Here is a 21,174-nt window from a genome sequence, read left to right on the forward strand (position 1 = left end):
AAGGTGCCGGAGCTTGCGGCACGCATCAATGTCTCTCCCAGCACCATCTATCGCAACCCTGCCAGATATCACATGTTCAAAGTAGGCGGTTCATGGCGGGCCAGCGAAGAAAGCGTGGAAAAGTTCTCTCAAACATCCAACAATGTATTCCGGCTGGCTGTGGTCGGTAAGGAACATATGAAATGCCGATCTACAAAAGAGGTAAAACCTACTGGGTCGATATCTCCGCTCCAGATGGAACGCGAGTTAGACACTCTTCTGGCACCGAAGAAAAGGCAAAGGCGCAGGAGTACCACGATAAGCTGAAGCATGAGATGTGGGATGTCTCCAGACTTGATAAACGTAAGGAACATCTATTTGAGGAAATCGTAATCATGGCCCTCAAGGACGCAGAGGGCCAGAAGCTATACGATACGAAGAAAGGTTATGCGAAGTACTGGCTTTCAGTTTTTAAAGGAAGAGCGATCTCCACTATCCAGGGGGATGAAATTGCCAGAAAGATGCCAACCCATGCTCAGCATAAATCCCGAAAGCCACTTGAGAACGGAACTATCAACCGCTACCGGGCGTTTATCATCAGGGCGTTCTCGCTGGCTCTTAAGCATGGATGGATTGATCACCGGCCATACGTACCAGAACTCAGAGAGCCTAAGGTTCGTGTGCGGTGGATAAGGAAGTGGCAAGCCAGAGAGCTGATCGAGTCAATTAGCGCCCCCGTTCTGAAGCGGATAGTCTCCTTCGCCCTGCTTACCGGAGCAAGGCGCGGAGAAATACTTACGCTCAGGTGGGATAACGTTGATATCGAAAACAGAAATGCGATGGTCACCGCCGAGAACGCCAAATCAGGACGGGCCAGATCACTACCGCTTAACGATGAAGCGATAAGAGTACTTCGTGAATGCGATATGTCATGCGAGTACGTTTTCTCGATAAATGGGGAAAGGCTGATGGATATCGAGAGGAAAGAGTTTAACCGGGCGCTGCAGTCCGTACAAATTTCTGACTTCCGTTTTCACGACCTGAGGCATACCTGGGCAAGCTGGCATATTCAGAATGGAACACCTCTCATGATGTTAAAGGAAATGGGCGGTTGGGAGACTCTGGAAATGGTGAAAAAATATGCCCACCTGAGTGCTGAACATTTGAACAGATTCGTTGACTCTGTCACGTTTTTGACACAGGACGATGAATTACAAAAAATACGAGGAGAAAAGAAGCGAGTAAGCGGCTGATATGATTAATGTTTTTTGAGGGTGTTTTTTGAACTTAGTCTAATAAAAATAGACTTTTACTCTGAATTAATGGGTGGTTGCTTGCCTCAATATAATAGTGACTATAACATGCCTGATACTCTTCGGAATATCGCGTCGGATACGTCGCGGTTCAAAGCAAATTGAGTAAGGCCAGGATGTCAAACACGCCCATCGAGCTTAAAGGCAGTAGCTTCACCTTATCAGTGGTTCATTTGCATGATGCAAAACCCGAGGTTATTCGTCAGGCGTTAGAAGACAAAATCGCTCAGGCGCCCGCATTTCTAAAACATGCTCCCGTGGTCATTAATGTCAGCGACCTTGACGCACCGATCAACTGGCAGCGCCTGCAGCAGGCGGTGACCTCTACCGGACTACGGATCGTGGGCATTAGCGGCTGCAAAGATGCCGAACTGAAAGCTGAAATCGATCGGGCTGGCCTGCCGTTGTTGAATGAAGGCAAAGAAAAAGCCCCACGCGCCGCCCCCACCGAGGCCGCTCCGCCTGCCCCGCCGGTTGAAATTGATAGCACAGTCACAAAAACGCGATTGATTGATCTGCCGGTTCGTTCCGGTCAGCGCATTTATGCGCCAAACTGTGACTTAATTGTGACCAACCACGTTAGCGCGGGCGCGGAACTGATCGCGGATGGCAATATTCATATTTATGGCAGCATGCGTGGACGCGCGCTGGCTGGCGCCAGTGGCGATCGCGACGCGCAAATTTTTTGTACCCACCTGTCGGCGGAGCTGGTTTCCATCGCAGGGGTTTACTGGCTGAGCGATAAAATCCCGGCCGAATTTTATGGCAAAGCGGCGCGTCTGCAACTGGCAGATAACGCTTTGACTGTTCAACCGTTGAATTGATCCCTTTTTAACAAGGAATTTCTATGGCACGCATTATTGTTGTTACTTCGGGTAAAGGAGGCGTTGGCAAGACCACCTCCAGCGCGGCCATCGCTACTGGTTTGGCCCAGAAGGGAAAGAAAACCGTCGTTATCGATTTTGATATCGGCCTGCGTAACCTCGACCTGATCATGGGCTGCGAGCGTCGCGTGGTGTACGACTTCGTTAACGTTATTCAGGGCGATGCCACCCTAAACCAGGCGCTGATCAAAGATAAGCGCACGGAAAACCTTTATATCCTCCCCGCGTCTCAGACGCGCGACAAAGACGCGCTGACGCGTGAAGGCGTGGAGAAAGTGCTGGATGAGCTGAAAAAGATGGAGTTTGACTTCATTGTTTGCGACTCGCCGGCAGGGATTGAAACCGGTGCATTGATGGCGCTCTACTTTGCTGATGAAGCCATCATTACCACCAACCCTGAAGTCTCGTCTGTTCGTGACTCCGACCGTATCCTGGGTATCCTGGCGTCCAAATCACGTCGTGCGGAAAATGGACAGGATCCAATCAAAGAACACCTGCTGCTCACCCGCTACAATCCGGGCCGGGTCAACAAAGGTGACATGCTGAGCATGGAAGACGTGCTCGAAATTCTGCGCATTAAACTGGTGGGCGTTATCCCGGAAGATCAGTCCGTGCTGCGCGCGTCAAACCAGGGTGAACCTGTTATTCTCGACGCCACCGCCGACGCGGGTAAAGCTTATGCTGATACCGTGGACCGTCTGCTTGGTGAAGAACGTCCTTTCCGCTTCATTGAAGAAGAGAAGAAAGGTTTCCTCAAACGCCTGTTCGGAGGATAAGTTATGGCATTACTGGACTTTTTTCTCTCGCGGAAAAAAAGCACCGCCAACATCGCGAAAGAGCGACTGCAAATTATTGTGGCGGAACGACGCCGCAGCGACGCTGAGCCGCACTACCTGCCTCAGTTGCGTAAAGACATTCTGGAAGTGATTTGTAAATACGTGCAGATTGACCCGGAAATGGTCTCTGTACAGCTGGAGCAACGGGACGGGGACATCTCGATTCTGGAGCTCAACGTCACCCTACCAGAAGCGGAAGAGTCACGTTCCTAGTGACGTATAGCGCCGGGCAGCGCGCTGCCCGGCCTACCCTTCTTACAGCGGATAGTTTTTCAGCAGTGCGCTCAGGCGTTCAGCCATTAACTCCCCGCGCCAGCCTGCCATCAGCTCCGGCAACCCGTTCTGCGGTTTTAACTGCCAGTGCCAGTTGAGCAACTGATTGATTTGACGACGTGACGCCAGCAGCTCTGCGCTGAGTTTGCTCTCTGTCGCCACCTCCTGGACCAGCGCCTTGATCTCTTTAAACGCTTTACGGTAGCCAGGCATGTCCATTAGATTCAACAGCGGTTCCGGCAGTTCGTCTTCCGGGATCTCCTGCGCTTTGGCCACCAGCGCCAGTAACGTTTTGCCGTGGAAACGGATCTCGCTACCGGAGAGGCCAATGCTGTCTAGCTCACCCATGCTGCCCGGCATAAAGCGCGCCACGCCCCAGAGATGTTCTTCCCGCACCACAAAATTCACCGCCATGTCGCGGTCGCGGGCTTTACGCAGACGCCATTCCGCCAGCAACTGCAGACAAGCCAGCTGGCGCGTACGCAGCTGTGAAGCGTTATTGATGTCGCGCCAGGCGTCTTTCGGGTCGACGGTCTCCTGACGACGTTGCTGCGTCATCCAGCACTCGTCCAGCGCGGCTGGCAGCCAGCCAGAGGCTTCGGCCTCTTTCATCAGCTGTCCGGCAATGGGCAGCAAATAGAAAACGTCGGCGGCAGCGTAATCAAGCTGGCGCTCGGTGAGCGGACGCGCCAGCCAGTCGGTACGGGATTCGCTCTTATCGATAGCCAGTCCGGTGTACTCTTCGACCATCGCGGCAAAGCCCCAGGAGAGCGGACGACCGGAGAAGGCGGCCAGAATCTGGGTGTCGATAAGCGGTTGCGGCATAATGCCGAAGGTATTCAGGAAGACTTCCAGATCTTCACTCCCGGCATGCAGATATTTGGTCACAGCGGTGTTCAGCATCAGCTCGCGCAGCGGCGCCCAGTCGGTGATGCCCAGCGGGTCAATTAAGGCCAGCCGTTTGCCATCATACATCTGTATCAGGCCCAGCTGTGGATAGTAGGTGCGGGTACGAACAAACTCGGTATCCAGGGCGATAGCGGGTGCATCACGCGTGACATCGCACAGGGAGGCCAGCTCGTCGTTGGTGGTGATCATCTGGTAATTCAAAACAAGTTCTCTTTGGTTTGCGCCCATAAAAAAACGCCGGCTTAGCCAGCGTTTTGGGGTGACTCACACGAAGCTCAGGCCTTATTGTCGCTTTTGGCGCGCGCTTCGTCACGTAATTCTCGTCGTAATATCTTGCCGACGTTGGATTTTGGCAGTTCATCACGAAACTCAACCAGTTTCGGGACTTTATACCCGGTAAGCTGGCGTCGGCAGAAGGTAATCAGCGCCTCTTCGGTCAGCGACGGATCCTTTTTCACCACAAAAATCTTCACCGTTTCGCCGCTTGTGCCGGCCGGTACGCCGACAGCGGCCACCTCCTGCACCCCGTTGTGCTGCATAACCACTTCTTCGATTTCGTTGGGATAGACGTTGAATCCGGAGACCAGAATCATATCTTTCTTACGATCGACAATACGCAGGAAACCCTCGTCATCCATCACGGCGATATCGCCGGTATGAAGCCAGCCGTCTTTGATGATCTCATCGGTGGCGTCCGGACGCTGCCAGTAACCCAGCATGACCTGAGGCCCTTTCACGCAGAGCTCACCGGGCTCGCCTGGCACCACTTCGTTATCGTTATCATCCACCAGTTTGGCTTCCGTGGAGGGCACCGGCAGGCCAATGCTGCCGCTGTGATAGTCAATATCGTGCGGGTTGACGCTGACCAGCGGCGAGCACTCGGTGAGCCCGTAGCCTTCAAGCAGATATTGGCCGGTCAGTTTCACCCAACGTTCGGCAACCGCCTGCTGCACCGGCATACCGCCACCGGCAGAGAGGTGCAGGGTTGAGAAATCGAGTTGCTGGAACTCTTTGTTGTTCAACAGTGCATTAAACAGGGTGTTGACCCCGGTCATGGCGGTGAAGGGGTATTTCGCCAGTTCCTTCACCAGGCCCGGGATATCGCGCGGGTTGGTGATAAGCACGTTTTGTCCGCCCAGTTCAATAAAGAGCAGGCAGTTCATGGTTAGTGCAAAGATGTGATACAGTGGAAGCGCGGTGATCACCAGCTCTTTGCCACGATGGAGCAGCGGGCCGTAGGTGGCGTTTACCTGTTCGAGGTTGGCCAGCATATTTCGATGGGTCAGCATCGCCCCTTTCGCTACGCCGGTGGTGCCGCCGGTATATTGCAGAAACGCCAAATCTTCCGGGACGATTTCGGGTTTAACATACTGCATGCGGTAGCCCGTCTGCAGGGCCCGGCGGAAGGAGATGGCATCTGGCAGGTGATATTTGGGTACCAGCCGCTTAACGTATTTGACGACGAAGTTCACCAGCGTACCCTTCGCGGTGGAGAGCTGATCGCCCATCCGCGTCAGGATCACGTGTTTGACCTGAGTTTTGTCCACCACTTTTTCCAGCGTGTGGGCAAAGTTAGAGACGATAACAATCGCCGCCGCACCGCTGTCATTCAGCTGGTGCTCCAGCTCACGTGGGGTATAGAGCGGGTTGACGTTAACTACGATCATGCCTGCGCGCAAAATGCCAAACAGCGCGACCGGGTATTGCAGCAGGTTTGGCATCATCAATGCCACCCGATCCCCTTTTTGTAACCCTAAGCCTTGCTGGAGATAGGCGGCAAAAGCCCGGCTGCGCTCTTCCAGTTTGCGGAAGGTCATGACCTCGCCCATGTTCACGAACGCGGGCTGGTCGGCATAGCGTGCCACCGAATGTTCAAACAGTTCAACCAGGGATTGATAGCGGTCAGGATTGATCTCCGCAGGAACATCCGCGGGATAACGGTTTAGCCAAACCTTATTCAATGAATCACCTCTGAAATGAGTATTTGTCGTCATCACAACCCCGGTTAAATACAAAGTGTTAACATTATATTAACTCAGCGTACCAGTTTATTAATTGTCCGCTTTTCGGGTTGCGAAGCACGTCACTATTTATTTTTGTTATATCCGTATAAAACGAGAAACAGCGGCGAGGCCGCTGTTTCTTTTTCAATAATAACAGTAAGTTACTCTGTTACTACGTTCTGAACGCGAGCTGGACCGGGGTTATACCAGCCCCAGCCACCGTAGCCGCCATAACGGTACGGATGGGGTCCCCAGTACCAGGGATCGATAGGCTGCGGCGGCATCATGACCTGTTGCGTAACATGCCAGCGTTTGTAGCCGTTGGCCCGCATGGTCATAAATTTGTAGGGGGTGCTGCCCACCTTGCCTTCCGCCGTACCGGTGATAGGACCCACGACGGTGACCAGTTGCCCACGAAAATCAACCGGGTCGAGGAACCCGTTCACGTCCGCATAGATACGGCCACGTGACGCTTCGCCCAGTATCGGACGCGCGCCGCTATCGAGTGCGACCGTGGCAATCTCCAGCCGGGTTTTACCCTGCTGGTTGTACACCTCGACCACCTTACCGCCAAAACGCGCTTCCTGGCCGACGTAAAGTTCAGGTGCGTTCATCACCCGGACCAGATCTTGCTGCGGCGTCGGACTGCTGCCTTTGATGGCGTCCGGTACCGATACGCATCCACTCAATGCCAGCGCCACCGCGCCGGCCGCCAGAAGGCGTACTACATAATTATGAACCGCCATGATGCGACCCCTTTTTCTCAGTTCCTGATACTGAGATTCACTCGCGGCCTGGAAGTTTCTTCCATGCCACCTCGTTTCGTAAATAAACTGGTTCGGCCTTCTCAACCGCCACCGTTTTGCCTGCTGCCAGCAGATGGCAGGCGATGGGGAGCATGTCTTCGGCTTCAGGCAGCAACATCTCGCCCTCTTCCAGCGTTACGCTACTCGCCTGCGCCATATCCGGCCAGGCTTTCCAGCCCGTACCTACCGTTGCCCAGACGCCGGAAAGCTGCTTCAACCGCTCGCTAACGGCTTCCGGCTTGAGTACCGCTTCACTCTCTTCACCGTGCCAGACACCCTGTTCATCACGCGTGTACTCCGCCCAATAAACCTCACCCATGCGGGCATCAATGGCGGCCAGCACGCGGGTGGCGCCGGTTTTACGCCAGGCACCTTGTGCCATGGTTGCCAGGGTAGAGACGCCAATCATTGGCAGCCCGGCGCCGAGCGCCAGCCCTTGCGCAATACCGATGCCAATACGCACGCCGGTAAAGCTCCCCGGGCCGCGGCCAAAGGCCAGCGCGTCGAGGTCGGTTAAAGTGGTGTCGCCCTGAGTCAGGATCATCTTTACCAGCGGTAAAATGCGCTGGGTGTGTTCTCGTGGGCACTCTTCGAAATGAGCAGAGATGGCACCGTCATTCCACAGGGCAACAGAACAGGCCTCTGTGGCGGTATCAATAGCCAGAATTCGCATCAGTTGTCGCGCTCTCGCAGTGGGTCAATACAAAATGGCGCGCATCTTAGCACACTCCAGGGCAAATTACTCCGCCGATGGCGCCGCCAGGAAACGCACTGCTCGATTGATGTCCCGCGTGCGCGGCGCGGGTGGCAGACTGGCAATAAAGGTTGCGCCGTAAGGACGCATCACCAACCGGTTGTCGCAGATCACCAGCACCCCCCGATCGTCTATATCGCGGATAAGACGCCCTACCCCCTGTTTAAGGGTGATCACCGCGTCCGGTAGCTGCACATCGTCGAAGGGATCGCCTCCGCGCAGGCGGCAATCCTCCATACGGGCCTTCAGCAACGGATCGTCCGGCGAGGTAAAGGGCAGCTTATCGATAATAACCAGAGAGAGCGCATCGCCGCGGACATCCACCCCTTCCCAGAAGCTGCTGGTTGCCACCAGCAGGGCATTGCCGTGGCTAACAAACTGCTGCAACAGTTGGCCTTTACTGGTCTCACCCTGTAACAGCACCGGCAGGGTCATGGTGGCGCGGAACTGCTCTGCCAGGTCGCGCATCATGGCGTGAGAGGTGCAGAGCATAAAGCAGCGCCCGTTGTTCGCCTCGATCATCGGTTTAAGCATCGCCGCCAGGTGGCGCGCCGCGCCGGGCTGATTCGCCAGTGGTAAATTACGTGGTACGCAGAGCAGCGCCTGAGTCGCGTAGTCAAATGGGCTGGGTAGCAGCAGCGACTCCGCCTCGTTAATCCCCAGTCGTTCGGTGAAGTGGTGCAGGTCATCATTTACCGAGAGGGTCGCGGAGGTGAAAATCCAGCTCCCCGGCTTGTCGGCCATGACTTCTTTGAATTTATCCGCCACGGTAAGCGGCGTAAGGGCCAGGGTGAAATGGCGCGAGTTACATTCGTACCAGTAGCTGTATCCCGGCTGGTTGATCTCTTTCAGGCGCTTAAGACGGGCACGGTAAAGGGTGGCGCGTTCAAAAGCCGCGTCCAGTAATGCGGAGCGGCCCAGAGATAATTTCGCCACGTCATAGCAGAGCTCCAGCGCATCATCCAGCAGCAGGAGCGCGCGCTGAATAGTATTGTCTGCCAGAAGTTCACGCAGATTGCCGCGAAAGCCCGGATCGCCCAGCTGCATGCGGAAATCCTGTGTACTCTGCGCCAGACGATCAGCACATTTTTGTAACTGCTGGGTATCCTTCAGTTCGGTGCGGTAAGCGATAGTGAAATCTTTGGCCAGATCCAGCAGCTGACGGCTGGAGAGGGACTGGCCGAAATATTGACTGGCAATATCCGGCAGTTGATGGGCCTCATCGAAGATCATCACGTCAGCCTCGGGGATCAGTTCACCAAAGCCGCTCTCTTTTACCACCATATCGGCCAGGAAGAGGTGATGGTTGACCACCACGACGTCAGCGTTCATCGCCGTCTTACGCGCTTTCACCACGTAGCAGTCTTTATAGAGCGGGCAGTCGCTACCGAGGCAGTTATCGTTGGTGCTGGTGACCAGCGGCCAGGCGGCAGAATCTTCGGCCACGCTGGCGCAGGTGCTGATATCGCCATCCTGGGTCTGGTTGGCCCAGGCGCGAAGGATGATGACATCGCTCAGCGTTTGTACCGGCAGATCGCCCCCCGCCAGCGCTTGTTGCTCCAGGCGTTCGAGGCAGAGGTAGTTTGAGCGACCCTTCAGCAGCGCCAGCCGGCCTTTATATTTGAGAGCCTTGGCCACGGTGGGCAGATCGCGACTGTAAAGCTGATCCTGCAGCGCTTTCGAACCGGTCGAGATAATGACCTTTTTCTTCGCCCGTAGCGCAGGCGCCAGATAGGCGTATGTTTTCCCGGTCCCGGTCCCCGCTTCCACAACCAGCGGCTGCCCGTTATCGATCGCGCGCGCGACGGCATGCGCCATCTGGCGCTGGGGCTCACGCGGTTTAAAGCCAGGAATTGCTTTTGCTAACTGCCCGTCTGCTGCGAAATCGTCTGCCACTCTGCCCCCTGTAATTTTGCACAGGGGATTATGTCAGGCTGCCGGGCCTTGCGCCAGTCGATAGTGACGGCGGCGAGACAATATGGCAGTCTTGCCCGGCAATGAAAAAATAACGAGGAGACGTTTATGACAATTGTGCGCATTGATGCCGAAGCCCGCTGGTCTGATGTGGTGATCCACAACCAGACCCTCTACTACACCGGCGTACCGGAGAATCTGGATGCCGAGGCCTTTGAGCAGACAGCCAACACCCTGGCACAGATTGACGCTATCCTGCAAAAACAGGGCAGCGATAAATCGAAGATCCTGGATGCGACCATTTTTCTGGCGAATAAAGATGATTTTGCAGCCATGAACAAGGCCTGGGATGCGTGGGTAGTCGCGGGCCACGCGCCTGTACGCTGCACCGTACAGGCCACGCTGATGAAACCGCAATATAAGGTTGAGATTAAGATTATCGCCGCGGTATAACGCGCCGGTTACTCTTCTTCATCATCCTCAAAACGCGCCACGATCCGCTCGCCGGTATGGGTGGCGCGAAGTTCTTCTGCCACCTGCGCAATGGCCTGGCCGCTGCTCATCCCTTCGGACATTAACGTCTGAATGCGTTCAACTGCTTTCTGCTGCTGCTCGTGGCTCAGTGAAGGTAAACCTGCAAACATCATTAACTCCTGCTAGATTATCAGCGCTAATTATTTCACGCTGCCCGGTTGTTTGCTATAGATGAACTCGTTATCCCCCACCGTTATTTCGTTACTCTGGCGTCCAGACGCCGCTGAAGCATGGTTTGCGCCGCTGAGCCATCAACCCTGGGCGATGCTGCTGCATTCCGGCCACGCTGACCATCCCTATAGCCGGTTTGATATTCTGGTGGCCGATCCCGTCGCCACGCTGGTTACCGAGGGTGAGCTTACCCGAATAACGCGGGAGACGGTGTTCGAATCGTCTGGCTGCCCATTGAGCTTGCTGCAGCAGATGCTGGACGACCTGGGCCTGCCTGCGGATGCGCACCCCGATCTGCCTTTTCAGGGCGGCGCGCTGGGGCTCTTTGGCTACGATCTGGGTCGTCGCTTTGAAACGCTGCCGCAGCAGGCAGTTGACGACATCAGCCTGCCGGATATGGCGGTGGGGCTGTACGACTGGGCGGTCATTGTTGATCACCATAAACAGGCCGTATCGCTGGTCTGCCATGGCGATGCGAAGGCGCGACTGGCGTGGCTGGAAGCACAGCGTCCCCCGACAGGGCAAACCCCGTTTCGCCTCACCTCTGACTGGCGCGCAAACATGACCGCGCTGGAGTATGACGCAAAATTCCGCCAGGTGCAGGCTTATCTGCACAGTGGCGATTGCTATCAGGTGAATCTTGCCCAGCGTTTTCAGGCTCACTATCAGGGTGATGAATGGCAGGCATTTACTCGCCTGAATGCGCAGAACCGCGCCCCCTTCAGCGCCTTTATGCGCCTTGAACAGGGGGCGATTCTGAGCCTGTCACCTGAGCGCTTTATTCATCTGGCCGAGGGCGAAATTCAGACCCGCCCCATTAAAGGCACGCTACCGCGTCTTACCGATCCCGATGACGATCGCCAGCAGGCGGAAAAACTGGCCGCCTCCCCGAAAGATCGCGCCGAAAATCTGATGATCGTAGATTTGATGCGTAATGATATCGGGCGCGTGGCCGAACCCGGCAGCGTGCGGGTGCCCGAACTGTTCGTGGTTGAGCCTTTCCCGGCGGTCCACCATTTAGTCAGTACCATTACCGCGCGCCTGCCCGCATCGCACAGCGCCTGCGATCTGCTGCGGGCGGCATTTCCGGGGGGGTCGATTACCGGTGCGCCAAAGGTGCGGGCGATGGCAATTATCGACGAACTGGAACCCCAGCGCCGTAACGCCTGGTGCGGCAGCATCGGCTATATCAGCCTCTGCGGTACCATGGATACCAGCATTACCATCCGCACCCTGACCGCCTTTGACGGGCAGCTATACTGCTCTGCAGGCGGCGGTATCGTGGCTGACAGTGAGTCGGCGGCGGAGTATCAGGAAACCTTTGATAAAGTAAACCGCATACTGCAACAACTGGAGAGTTAAATCGTGGAGACCCGCAATCTGACCCTGGATGATTTTTTATCGCGTTTTCAGTTATTACGGCCGCAGGTCAATAGCGCCTCGCTTAATCAGCGCCAGGCCGCGGTGCTGATCCCGGTGGTACGCCGCGACGAACCCGGACTGTTGCTCACCCAACGCTCCCCGCTGATGCGTAAACATGCCGGTCAGGTTGCCTTCCCCGGTGGCGCAGTAGACAGCAGCGATGCTTCGCTGATTGCCGCCGCGTTGCGCGAAGCGCAGGAAGAGGTGGCGATTCCGCCCGAGGTTGTGGAAGTGATTGGCGTGCTCCCGCCTGTCGACAGCGTGACCGGGTTTCAGGTTACGCCGGTGGTGGGGTTGATTCCGCCAAATCTGCACTATCACGCCAGCGAAGACGAAGTGGCGGCAGTATTTGAAATGCCACTGGCGGAGGCCCTACGTCTGGGTCGTTATCACCCCCTCGATATTCATCGTCGCGGCCACCATCATCGGGTCTGGTTATCCTGGTACCAGCATTATTTTGTCTGGGGCATGACGGCAGGCATTATTCGTGAACTGGCGCTGCAAATTGGCCTGAAGCCTTGACTATACTTTACATTCCCGACTTTTTACTGCGTTTGCGATCGCTCTCTCGCTATTAGTAAAACCGCCGTTAGCCATTAGTTTAATTCATGTGAATAGTTGAGCTGACGATCAGGTTCCCTCTTACACTATGCGCAGTTATAACATCGTTACTGGAAACCCGGTAACCCTGTCAGGAGTGTTAAAGTGATTAGTATATTCGACATGTTCAAAGTGGGTATTGGCCCCTCCTCTTCCCACACTGTCGGCCCTATGAAGGCCGGTAAACAGTTCGTCGATGACCTGGTCGAAAAAGGATTACTGGAAAGCGTTACCCGTGTTGCCGTAGATGTCTATGGCTCGCTCTCTTTAACGGGTAAAGGCCACCACACCGATATCGCCATCATAATGGGTCTGGCCGGGAATATGCCGGATACCGTTGATATTGACGCCATTCCGGCGTTTATTCGCGACGTTGAAACGCGCGGCCGCCTGCTGCTGGCTAACGGCCAGCACGAAGTCGATTTCCCGCAGGATGACGGCATGCGTTTTCGCAGCGACAACCTCTCACTGCACGAAAACGGCATGCAGATCCACGCCTTTAACGGCGATAAAGTGATTTACAGCAAAACCTATTACTCCATCGGCGGTGGTTTCATCGTTGATGAAGAGCATTTCGGCAAAGATACGGCCGGTGATGTCAATGTCCCCTATCCGTTTAAATCCGCCCAGGAGATGCTGAACTACTGCAAAGAGACCGGCCTGTCGCTTTCCGGCATGGTGATGCAGAACGAACTGGCGCTGCACAGCAAGAAAGAGATTGAAGAGTACTTTGCGAACGTGTGGCAGACCATGCGTGCCTGTATCGATCGCGGTATCAATACTGAAGGCGTATTGCCTGGCCCACTGCGCGTGCCGCGTCGTGCCTCGGCGCTGCGTCGCATGCTGGTGACCACCGACAAATACTCCAATGACCCGATGAACGTGGTGGACTGGGTAAACATGTTTGCCCTGGCGGTCAACGAAGAGAACGCAGCCGGTGGCCGCGTTGTGACGGCCCCAACTAACGGCGCCTGCGGGATCGTGCCGGCGGTACTGGCTTATTACGATCACTTCATCGAATCCGTTAGCCCGGACATCTACATTCGTTACTTCCTGGCTGCGGGTGCGGTGGGCGCGCTCTATAAGATGAACGCCTCCATTTCCGGCGCGGAAGTGGGTTGTCAGGGTGAAGTGGGCGTGGCCTGCTCGATGGCTGCTGCCGGTCTGGCTGAGCTGCTGGGCGCCAGTCCGGAACAAGTTTGCGTTGCCGCAGAGATTGGCATGGAGCATAACCTCGGTCTAACCTGTGACCCGGTCGCCGGTCAGGTGCAGGTACCGTGCATTGAGCGTAACGCCATTGCGTCGGTGAAAGCGATCAATGCCTCACGCATGGCGATGCGTCGTACCAGCGAGCCGCGCGTTTCACTGGATAAGGTTATCGAAACCATGTACGAAACCGGGAAAGATATGAACGCGAAATATCGCGAAACTTCCCGCGGTGGCCTGGCTATCAAGGTGCAGTGCGACTAATCCCCCCTTTCGCCCATCTGCAACGGATGGGCGAAATTTCTCCCCTCGTCTCGTCTCCTTAATATTTCCCCACTACACTTGCTGTATTGCCTGCGGCATTGGGTGCCCCTGGCTTACCGGATGACCCCTGCATGCAAACTGCGCAAAGGATAATCACCCATTATCGTCGAAAACGCCTCGCGGTTTGCGTGGTGGTTGCGGTTCTCACCCTGATTACGACCCTTGGCATCCGCTTTATTTCGCAACGTAATCTTAACCAGCACCGTACTGTCGCCTTTGTCACCCACGCCGTCGAGGCGCTGGATAAAATTTTGCTGCCGTTGCAAGCCAGCCGTGAAGCGCTGCTGCCGCTGGTAGGACGTCCATGCCTTTCTACCCACTTGCTGTTGCGCCGACATGCCGCCATCCTGCAGACCGTGCGCACGATCGGGCTGGTTAAAGACGGAATCCTTTACTGTTCCAGTATTTTTGGTCAACGCGATGTACCTGTTCGCCAACTCCAACCTGCGCTTCCCTTCCCGGAACCTTTACTGGTGCTCTCGACGGATCGGTCACTGCTGCATGGTAGCCCCATTCTGATCCAGTGGTATCCGCTGCCTGGTAACAGCCAGAACGGGGTCATGGAGGGGGTCAATATCGATCTGATTGCCCGCATGATCCTCGAACCGCAAGCCCCCCTGATTAACGAAGTTACCCTGAGCGTAGGCAATAAACACCTGCGTTACGGATCGAATGTCTCTGATACCCTGACACACAATGCTGGCGACAAAATTTATCGCCAGCCGTCGGGTAATTTCCCCTTTTCCATCACCGTCAGCGGCCCGGGCCCTACGGCATTAGCGTTAAAGGAGCTTCCTGGCCAGTTGCCGCTGGCTCTGCTGTTAAGCCTGCTACTGGGCTATATCGCCTGGCTGGCCACCGCAAACAGGATGAGCTTTACCTGGGAGATAAATCTCGGCCTTGCCGCCCGCGAATTTGAGCTGTTCTGCCAGCCGCTGATGAATGCGCGTAATCAGGAGTGCGTCGGCGTGGAGATCCTGCTGCGCTGGAATAATCCGCGCCAGGGGTGGATCTCCCCTGACGTGTTTATCCCCCTGGCTGAGGAACACAATCTGATTATTCCCCTCACCCGCTATGTCATCACGGAAACCGTACGCCAGCTGACGGTATTCCCGGCGGATCCTGGCTTCCATATCGGAATCAATGTTGCCGCCAGCCATTTCCGCCATGGCGTGCTACTGCGTGACCTGAATCACCACTGGTTTAACGCCCGCCCTGTACAACAGCTCATAATTGAACTGACCGAGCGCGATGCCCTGCTGGACGTGGATTGCCGTCTGGTACGGGAATTACACCGAAAAGAGGTCAAACTGGCGATTGATGATTTTGGCACCGGGAATTGCTCGCTCTCATGGCTGGAAAAGCTGCATCCGGATGTGCTGAAAATTGATAAGTCATTTACGGCTGCGATAGGGACAGACGCGGTGAACTCTACCGTGACCGATATCATTATTGCCCTTGCACAGCGGTTGAACATTGAACTGGTGGCAGAAGGGGTAGAAACCCCTGAACAAGCGCGTCATCTTCGCCAGCGCGGGGTGCACATTTTGCAGGGATATTTTTATGCGCGACCGATGCCGCTAAGAGACTTTCCGGGGTGGCTGGCGGGGAGTTCGCCCCCGCCAGCGCCGCATAACGGGCAGATCATGCCCGCGATGCCGCTACATTAATTACTCGTCTTCTTCGTGCTCTGACTGCTCTTTAACAATACGCACCAGATCCACGCGGTAGTCGTTCGCCGTCACAATGGTGATCTTCAGCGGCGGCAGTTCCAGAACATCACCGGTACGCGGGATCTGACCATTAATGGCAATGACCAGACCGGCTACGGTGGCGATATCGTCATCATGATTAGTCAGGTGCTCCAGCCCCAGCGTGTGTTGCAGCGCATGCAGGTCGGTGGCGCCTTTTACCAGCCAGCCGTCGTTATCGGCAACAATTTCCGGCGTTTCGTCGGCATCCGGGAACTCACCGGCAATCGCCTCCAGCACGTCCAGCGGCGTAACCAGCCCCTGAACCACACCAAACTCGTTGGTCACAATAACAAAGCTACCGCGAGCACGACGCAATACGCCCAGCAGGTTAATCGGGTCGAGCGTTTCCGGTACCACAATGGCCGGCGATGCGGCGGCTATGGCCTCGACATCTACACCCTCTTCCAGCGCAACCAGAAGCTCTTTAGCACGTACCACACCGATAATTTCATCCAGCTCGCCGCGACACACCGGGAACAGACTGTGTGGCGAAGAGAGCAGTTGCTGGCGGATTTCATCCATGCTCAGGCTGGCGTCAACCCAACTGATTTCACCGCGGGGCGTCATGATGCCACGCAGAGAGCGGGAGGCGAGCGACAGTACGCCGTTAATCATGTAGCGCTCTTCTTCAACAAAAGCACCTTCGGGTACCGGCACCGTCACATGGTTTTCGCTCTCCGGCTGAACCGTTGCCTGGCGACGACCGCCCATCAGACGCAAGATGGCATCCGCAGTACGCGCACGCAACGGCTGGTTAGATTGCTGACGAATGAAGTTACGTCGCGCAACCTGGTTGAAGAACTCAATGATGATCGAGAAGCCAATCGCCGCGTACAGATAACCTTTCGGAATATGGAAGCCGAAACCTTCTGCGACCAGGCTCAAACCAATCATCAGCAGGAAGCTCAGACAGAGCACCACCACCGTCGGGTGTTCGTTGACGAATCGCGTCAGCGGTTTCGAGGCCAACAACATCACCGCCATGGCAATGACCACCGCGGCCATCATGACCGGAAGATGGTTTACCATACCCACTGCGGTAATGACCGCATCCAGGGAGAAGACCGCATCCAGCACCACAATCTGCATTACCACAACCCAGAAGCTGGCGTAGCCTTTACCATGCCCGCCATCATGCTGCCTGTTTTCAAGCCGTTCGTGTAGCTCGGTCGTGGCTTTGAAGAGAAGGAATAGTCCCCCCACCAGCATGATCAGGTCGCGTCCAGAGAAGGTAAAATCCCACACGCTGAAGAGCGGTTTGGTGAGCGTAACCATCCACGAAATAACGGAAAGCAGCGCAAGACGCATAATCAGCGCCAGCGACAGGCCGATAAGGCGTGCTTTGTCACGTTGTTTAGGCGGCAGCTTGTCCGCAAGAATGGCAATAAACACCAGGTTGTCGATGCCGAGCACAATCTCGAGCACCACCAGCGTGAGAAGCCCCACCCAGATTTGCGGGTCCATTAAGAATTCCATGACAAGCTCCTGCTGAAGGAATGACAAAACGGCGCCGCGTTAGAAACGGGCGAAGCGGTAAAAGACGATTTAAGTGTGTGGCGAGAATCGCCGGTGAGGCTGATCCAAAGGGATCGGGTAGGTGACTGACGTCGGTGACGGTCCATACAGTGGGCTATAGCCCATTACTCCTGACAATTAAACGGAAGGTAAACATATCAGAGACATGAGCTTTAAGGCAAAGATTTACTTTCCTTTGCAAACAGATGTTACCGTCTCCATTTCGCGCCGCAAATTATCCAACACGCTAAAGCTAAATTACGGATCTTCATCACATAAATTATTTTTTCACTGTCTAAAATAATTCGCTGAAGTCTGAGTTAGTTCTACTCTAACCCTTATCTGAATCGATTCGCTGTAATGAACACGATTTATGATGCCCTCGTCACACAGGTGCATAAACGATAATAAATGGAGGTAGCAAGTGACCATTGCTATTGTAATAGGCACACATGGTTGGGCTGCAGAGCAGTTACTCAAAACAGCAGAGATGTTGCTTGGCGAGCAGGAAAATGTTGGCTGGATCGATTTCGTGCCCGGCGAAAACGCCGAAACATTAATCGAGAAATACACGGCTCAACTTGAAAAGCTCGATACCCGCAGCGGCGTGCTGTTTCTCGTCGATACATGGGGTGGCAGTCCGTTCAACGCCGCCAGCCGCATTGTCGTCGATAAAGAGCACCATGAAGTCGTGGCTGGCGTTAACATTCCGATGCTTGTCGAAACGCTGATGGCGCGTGACGATAACCCGAGCTTTGACGAACTGGTAGCACTGGCGGTAGAAACCGGCCGCGAAGGCGTGAAAGCGTTGAAAGCTCAGCCAGTAGAGAAACCCGCGCCGGTGGCGGCAGCGCCGAAAGCGGCAACGCCTGCCAAACCGATGGGGCCAAATGATTATATGGTTATCGGCCTTGCCCGTATCGATGACCGTTTAATTCACGGCCAGGTGGCAACGCGCTGGACCAAAGAAACCAACGTACAACGCATTATCGTCGTCAGCGATGAAGTTGCCGCAGACACCGTCCGCAAAACCCTTCTTACCCAGGTCGCTCCACCGGGCGTAACCGCTCACGTGGTGGACGTTGCCAAAATGATCCGCGTTTACAACAACCCGAAATATGCGGGTGAACGCGTCATGCTTCTGTTTACTAACCCGACAGACGTTGAGCGTCTTGTTGAAGGCGGCGTGAAAATCACCTCCGTCAACATCGGTGGTATGGCTTTCCGTCAGAGGAAAACGCAGGTCAACAACGCGATTTCAGTCGATGAAAAAGATATCGAAGCCTTCAATAAACTGAATGCACGCGGTATCGAGCTGGAAGCCCGTAAGGTTTCTACCGATCAGAGACTGAAAATGATGGACTTGATCGGCAAAGTTGGGAAATAACCCGGCGCTGATTTTTCACACAAAGCTTATGTTATAGGAGAAGTACAATGGAGATTACCACTCTTCAGATTGTGCTGGTGTTCATCGTCGCGTGTATTGCGGGTATGGAATCCGTACTTGATGAATTTCAGTTTCACCGTCCGTTGGTCGCCTGTACCTTAATTGGTGCCGTTCTTGGCGATATGAAAACCGGTATTATCATCGGTGGTACCCTGGAAATGATCGCCCTGGGCTGGATGAACATCGGTGCGGCCGTTGCCCCGGATGCGGCCCTCGCCTCCATCATCTCTACCGTTCTGGTTATTGCCGGGCACCAAAGTATCGGCGCCGGTATCGCGCTGGCTATTCCACTGGCCGCGGCAGGCCAGGTTCTGACCATCATTGTTCGTACTATCACCGTCGCCTTCCAGCACGCTGCCGATAAGGCGGCGGATAACGGCAACCTGACGGCACTCTCATGGATCCACGTTTCATCCCTGTTCCTGCAGGCGATGCGTATCGCAATCCCGGCGGTTATCGTTGCTATCTCTGTCGGTACCAGCGAAGTGCAGAGCATGCTGAACGCCATTCCAGAAGTGGTGACCGGAGGTCTGAACATCGCCGGTGGCATGATCGTTGTGGTCGGTTATGCGATGGTTATCAACATGATGCGTGCAGGCTACCTGATGCCGTTCTTCTACCTCGGCTTCGTGACCGCGGCGTTTACTAACTTCAACCTGGTTGCTCTGGGTGTGATTGGCGCCGTCATGGCGATTCTCTACATTCAGTTGAGCCCGAAATACAACCGCGTAGCGGGTGCACCAGCGCAGGCGGCTGGTACTAACGATCTCGATAACGAACTGGACTAACAGGTGAGCGACATGGTTGATATGACTAAAACTACCCCAGAGAAGAAACTGACTCCGGGCGATATTCGTGGCGTGTTCATCCGTTCAAACCTGTTCCAGGGTTCGTGGAACTTCGAACGTATGCAGGCGCTGGGCTTCTGCTTCTCAATGGTGCCGGCGATTAAACGCCTGTATCCAGAAAATAATGAAGCACGACGTCAGGCAATTAAACGTCACCTGGAATTCTTCAACACCCATCCGTATGTTGCCGCCCCGGTTCTGGGCGTGACTCTGGCGATGGAAGAGCAGCGTGCGAACGGCGCAGAGATTGACGATGGTGCCATCAACGGTATCAAAGTGGGTCTGATGGGGCCGCTGGCGGGCGTGGGTGACCCGATCTTCTGGGGTACGGTGCGTCCAGTCTTCGCCGCGCTTGGCGCCGGTATTGCGATGAGCGGTAGCCTGCTTGGTCCACTGCTGTTCTTCATTCTTTTTAACCTTGTCCGCCTGGCAACCCGTTACTACGGCGTGGCTTATGGCTATCGTAAAGGCGTGGACATTGTTAAGGATATGGGCGGCGGCTTCCTGCAAAAACTGACCGAGGGGGCCTCCATTCTCGGCCTGTTTGTGATGGGCGCGCTGGTTAACAAATGGACGCACGTTAACATCCCGCTGGTGGTCTCTACCATCACCGGTCAGGATGGTCAGACGCGCGTGACCACGGTGCAAACCATCCTTGACCAGCTGATGCCTGGCCTGGTTCCGCTGCTGTTGACCTTCGCTTGTATGTGGCTTCTGCGTAAGAAAGTTAACCCACTGTGGATTATCGTTGGCTTCTTTGTCATCGGTATCGCGGGCTATGCTGTTGGCCTGCTGGGTCTGTAAGACGTTGCGTTAAACGCCGGGGGCTTGCCCCCGGCTTTTTTTATCTGGAGGATGAATGACGATCACGGACATCGTACTGGTTTTTTTTATTGTTGCACTTCTGGCTTATGCCATCTACGACGAATGGATCATGCCGCGACGTCATGGCGCGACGCTGCTGTCTATCCCCCTGCTACGTCGCGGCCGCGTTGATGCCTTTATCTTTGCCGGCCTGCTGGTGATTCTGATTTATAACAACGTAATGAACGGCGGTGCATTATTAACCACATGGTTATTATGTGCGCTGGCATTAATGGCGATCTATCTGTTCTGGATCCGGGCGCCCAAAATCCTCTTCAAAAAGGATGGGTTCTTTTTCGCCAATGTATGGATAGAATATAACCGTATTAAAGAGATGAATTTATCGGAAGATGGCGTGCTGGTGATGCAATTAGAACAGCGGCGTCTGCTCATTCGGGTACGGAATATAGACGACCTGGAAAAGATATACAAATTACTTGTTAAAACTCAATAACTTGAAATTATAGCACTGGCTATATTTGGACTGATTTTCTCCGCACAATTATAGCCAAAGCTATATTAGACAATAAAATCCACTTATATTTATTAACGTTATTCTCACCAATAAACTCAAATGAAAATCGTTATCAAGAAGTTAGTGAAATTATAATTCCTGAATATTGTTTTAACGGCTAAAAATATGTTAAGGTTGCGCCCGTCGTTGGGGAGTAGCCGATTTCCTTTCAAGGAAATGTACGTGTCAACATACTCGTTGCAAAACGTGGCACGTACGGACAGTTCATATCAGAACTGTCAGGCGAGACCATAGATACATCTACTGCTGTTTACTGGGGGCAGTGATGTGTCATATGGAGATC

Annotated in this window: 20 protein-coding genes and 1 riboswitch; of the genes, 13 read left to right on the forward strand and 7 right to left on the reverse strand. The window is 54.7% G+C overall.

The features are described 5' to 3' along the window. Window positions 1–182: 182 nt before the first annotated feature. The 4 genes from JZ655_RS12385 to minE all read left to right on the forward strand — a co-directional run bounded on the left by JZ655_RS12385 (window position 183) and on the right by minE (window position 3,225). Window positions 183–1,232 (forward strand): tyrosine-type recombinase/integrase, encoded by a 1,050-nt coding sequence (locus tag JZ655_RS12385; protein ID WP_207291935.1) that lies wholly within the window; start codon window positions 183–185, stop codon window positions 1,230–1,232. A 176-nt stretch (window positions 1,233–1,408) separates the two neighbouring features. Continuing rightward, window positions 1,409–2,116 (forward strand): septum site-determining protein MinC, encoded by a 708-nt coding sequence (gene minC / locus JZ655_RS12390; protein ID WP_046885140.1) that lies wholly within the window; start codon window positions 1,409–1,411, stop codon window positions 2,114–2,116. Window positions 2,117–2,139: 23 nt separating this feature from the next. Then, window positions 2,140–2,952: a septum site-determining protein MinD gene (gene minD / locus JZ655_RS12395; RefSeq protein WP_040075197.1), complete on the forward strand. Its 813-nt coding sequence runs from the start codon at window positions 2,140–2,142 to the stop codon at window positions 2,950–2,952. Between the two features lie 3 nt (window positions 2,953–2,955). Then, the gene (minE, locus tag JZ655_RS12400) at window positions 2,956–3,225 is read left to right on the forward strand and encodes a cell division topological specificity factor MinE (protein ID WP_040075196.1); all 270 of its coding nucleotides are present in this window, start codon (window positions 2,956–2,958) and stop codon (window positions 3,223–3,225) included. Between the two features lie 42 nt (window positions 3,226–3,267). Here minE and rnd read toward each other — a convergent pair whose 3' ends face one another. From rnd to yoaA, 5 genes are all read right to left on the reverse strand, one after another. Beyond that, window positions 3,268–4,395 (reverse strand): ribonuclease D, encoded by a 1,128-nt coding sequence (gene rnd / locus JZ655_RS12405; RefSeq protein ID WP_207291936.1) that lies wholly within the window; start codon window positions 4,393–4,395, stop codon window positions 3,268–3,270. A gap of 74 nt (window positions 4,396–4,469) precedes the next feature. After that, entirely contained in the window at window positions 4,470–6,155 is a 1,686-nt protein-coding gene (gene fadD / locus JZ655_RS12410) for a long-chain-fatty-acid--CoA ligase FadD (RefSeq protein WP_207291937.1), read from the reverse strand. Between the two features lie 203 nt (window positions 6,156–6,358). Further along, window positions 6,359–6,943 (reverse strand): Slp family lipoprotein, encoded by a 585-nt coding sequence (locus JZ655_RS12415; protein ID WP_207291938.1) that lies wholly within the window; start codon window positions 6,941–6,943, stop codon window positions 6,359–6,361. A gap of 37 nt (window positions 6,944–6,980) precedes the next feature. Then, entirely contained in the window at window positions 6,981–7,676 is a 696-nt protein-coding gene (tsaB, locus tag JZ655_RS12420; protein WP_207291939.1) for a tRNA (adenosine(37)-N6)-threonylcarbamoyltransferase complex dimerization subunit type 1 TsaB, read from the reverse strand. Window positions 7,677–7,742: 66 nt separating this feature from the next. After that, entirely contained in the window at window positions 7,743–9,653 is a 1,911-nt protein-coding gene (yoaA, locus tag JZ655_RS12425) for a DNA repair helicase YoaA (RefSeq protein ID WP_207291940.1), read from the reverse strand. 126 nt (window positions 9,654–9,779) lie between these two features. On the opposite strand from yoaA, the gene JZ655_RS12430 reads away from it, so the two are divergent. Beyond that, window positions 9,780–10,124, forward strand: coding sequence for a RidA family protein (locus JZ655_RS12430; protein WP_207291941.1), 345 nt, complete (start codon window positions 9,780–9,782; stop codon window positions 10,122–10,124). Window positions 10,125–10,132: 8 nt separating this feature from the next. Here the strand turns inward: JZ655_RS12430 and JZ655_RS12435 are convergent, their stop codons facing one another. Beyond that, window positions 10,133–10,315, reverse strand: a complete 183-nt coding sequence (locus tag JZ655_RS12435; RefSeq protein ID WP_040075189.1) for a YoaH family protein — start codon at window positions 10,313–10,315, stop codon at window positions 10,133–10,135. A gap of 61 nt (window positions 10,316–10,376) precedes the next feature. On the opposite strand from JZ655_RS12435, the gene pabB reads away from it, so the two are divergent. The 4 genes from pabB to JZ655_RS12455 all read left to right on the forward strand — a co-directional run bounded on the left by pabB (window position 10,377) and on the right by JZ655_RS12455 (window position 15,598). After that, window positions 10,377–11,738, forward strand: coding sequence for an aminodeoxychorismate synthase component 1 (pabB, locus tag JZ655_RS12440; RefSeq protein ID WP_207291942.1), 1,362 nt, complete (start codon window positions 10,377–10,379; stop codon window positions 11,736–11,738). A 3-nt stretch (window positions 11,739–11,741) separates the two neighbouring features. Next, complete coding sequence (locus JZ655_RS12445; protein ID WP_040075186.1) at window positions 11,742–12,320, forward strand: CoA pyrophosphatase; 579 nt, start codon at window positions 11,742–11,744, stop codon at window positions 12,318–12,320. A gap of 183 nt (window positions 12,321–12,503) precedes the next feature. After that, window positions 12,504–13,868 (forward strand): L-serine ammonia-lyase, encoded by a 1,365-nt coding sequence (gene sdaA, locus JZ655_RS12450; RefSeq protein WP_040075185.1) that lies wholly within the window; start codon window positions 12,504–12,506, stop codon window positions 13,866–13,868. Window positions 13,869–13,999: 131 nt separating this feature from the next. Next, window positions 14,000–15,598 carry an EAL domain-containing protein gene (locus tag JZ655_RS12455; RefSeq protein ID WP_207291943.1) on the forward strand — a complete coding sequence of 533 codons (1,599 nt, stop codon included), beginning with the start codon at window positions 14,000–14,002 and terminating at the stop codon, window positions 15,596–15,598. Here JZ655_RS12455 and yoaE read toward each other — a convergent pair whose 3' ends face one another. Continuing rightward, window positions 15,599–17,158, reverse strand: coding sequence for a CNNM family cation transport protein YoaE (gene yoaE / locus JZ655_RS12460; protein ID WP_040075182.1), 1,560 nt, complete (start codon window positions 17,156–17,158; stop codon window positions 15,599–15,601). It abuts the gene before it with no gap. Between the two features lie 463 nt (window positions 17,159–17,621). Here yoaE and manX point away from each other — a divergent pair, with 463 nt between their 5' ends. Genes manX through JZ655_RS12480 form a run of 4 tightly spaced genes read left to right on the forward strand, consistent with a single transcriptional unit; the run spans window position 17,622 to window position 20,810 of the window. Further along, window positions 17,622–18,584: a PTS mannose transporter subunit IIAB gene (manX, locus tag JZ655_RS12465; protein ID WP_207291944.1), complete on the forward strand. Its 963-nt coding sequence runs from the start codon at window positions 17,622–17,624 to the stop codon at window positions 18,582–18,584. Window positions 18,585–18,631: 47 nt separating this feature from the next. Further along, window positions 18,632–19,432, forward strand: coding sequence for a PTS mannose transporter subunit IIC (gene manY, locus JZ655_RS12470; RefSeq protein ID WP_040075179.1), 801 nt, complete (start codon window positions 18,632–18,634; stop codon window positions 19,430–19,432). 12 nt (window positions 19,433–19,444) lie between these two features. Then, window positions 19,445–20,296 (forward strand): PTS mannose transporter subunit IID, encoded by an 852-nt coding sequence (locus tag JZ655_RS12475; RefSeq protein WP_040075177.1) that lies wholly within the window; start codon window positions 19,445–19,447, stop codon window positions 20,294–20,296. A 55-nt stretch (window positions 20,297–20,351) separates the two neighbouring features. Beyond that, complete coding sequence (locus JZ655_RS12480) at window positions 20,352–20,810, forward strand: DUF986 family protein (protein ID WP_207291945.1); 459 nt, start codon at window positions 20,352–20,354, stop codon at window positions 20,808–20,810. A gap of 197 nt (window positions 20,811–21,007) precedes the next feature. Then, a riboswitch (yybP-ykoY riboswitch) is annotated at window positions 21,008–21,143 on the forward strand. The last annotated feature ends 31 nt before the right edge of the window (window positions 21,144–21,174 follow it).

The sequence above is a fragment of the Leclercia pneumoniae genome (assembly GCF_017348915.1).
GTDB classification, from domain to species: Bacteria; Pseudomonadota; Gammaproteobacteria; order Enterobacterales; family Enterobacteriaceae; genus Enterobacter; species Enterobacter pneumoniae.

Coding starts and splice junctions, on each gene's coding strand:
- JZ655_RS12385 (WP_207291935.1), top strand. CDS start 183: ATGCCGATCTACAAAAGAGGTAAAACCTACTGGGTCGATATCTCCGCT.
- minC (WP_046885140.1), top strand. CDS start 1,409: ATGTCAAACACGCCCATCGAGCTTAAAGGCAGTAGCTTCACCTTATCA.
- minD (WP_040075197.1), top strand. CDS start 2,140: ATGGCACGCATTATTGTTGTTACTTCGGGTAAAGGAGGCGTTGGCAAG.
- minE (WP_040075196.1), top strand. CDS start 2,956: ATGGCATTACTGGACTTTTTTCTCTCGCGGAAAAAAAGCACCGCCAAC.
- JZ655_RS12415 (WP_207291938.1), bottom strand. CDS start 6,943: ATGGCGGTTCATAATTATGTAGTACGCCTTCTGGCGGCCGGCGCGGTG.
- tsaB (WP_207291939.1), bottom strand. CDS start 7,676: ATGCGAATTCTGGCTATTGATACCGCCACAGAGGCCTGTTCTGTTGCC.
- JZ655_RS12430 (WP_207291941.1), top strand. CDS start 9,780: ATGACAATTGTGCGCATTGATGCCGAAGCCCGCTGGTCTGATGTGGTG.
- JZ655_RS12435 (WP_040075189.1), bottom strand. CDS start 10,315: ATGTTTGCAGGTTTACCTTCACTGAGCCACGAGCAGCAGCAGAAAGCA.
- pabB (WP_207291942.1), top strand. CDS start 10,377: ATGAACTCGTTATCCCCCACCGTTATTTCGTTACTCTGGCGTCCAGAC.
- JZ655_RS12455 (WP_207291943.1), top strand. CDS start 14,000: ATGCAAACTGCGCAAAGGATAATCACCCATTATCGTCGAAAACGCCTC.
- yoaE (WP_040075182.1), bottom strand. CDS start 17,158: ATGGAATTCTTAATGGACCCGCAAATCTGGGTGGGGCTTCTCACGCTG.
- manY (WP_040075179.1), top strand. CDS start 18,632: ATGGAGATTACCACTCTTCAGATTGTGCTGGTGTTCATCGTCGCGTGT.
- JZ655_RS12475 (WP_040075177.1), top strand. CDS start 19,445: ATGGTTGATATGACTAAAACTACCCCAGAGAAGAAACTGACTCCGGGC.
- JZ655_RS12480 (WP_207291945.1), top strand. CDS start 20,352: ATGACGATCACGGACATCGTACTGGTTTTTTTTATTGTTGCACTTCTG.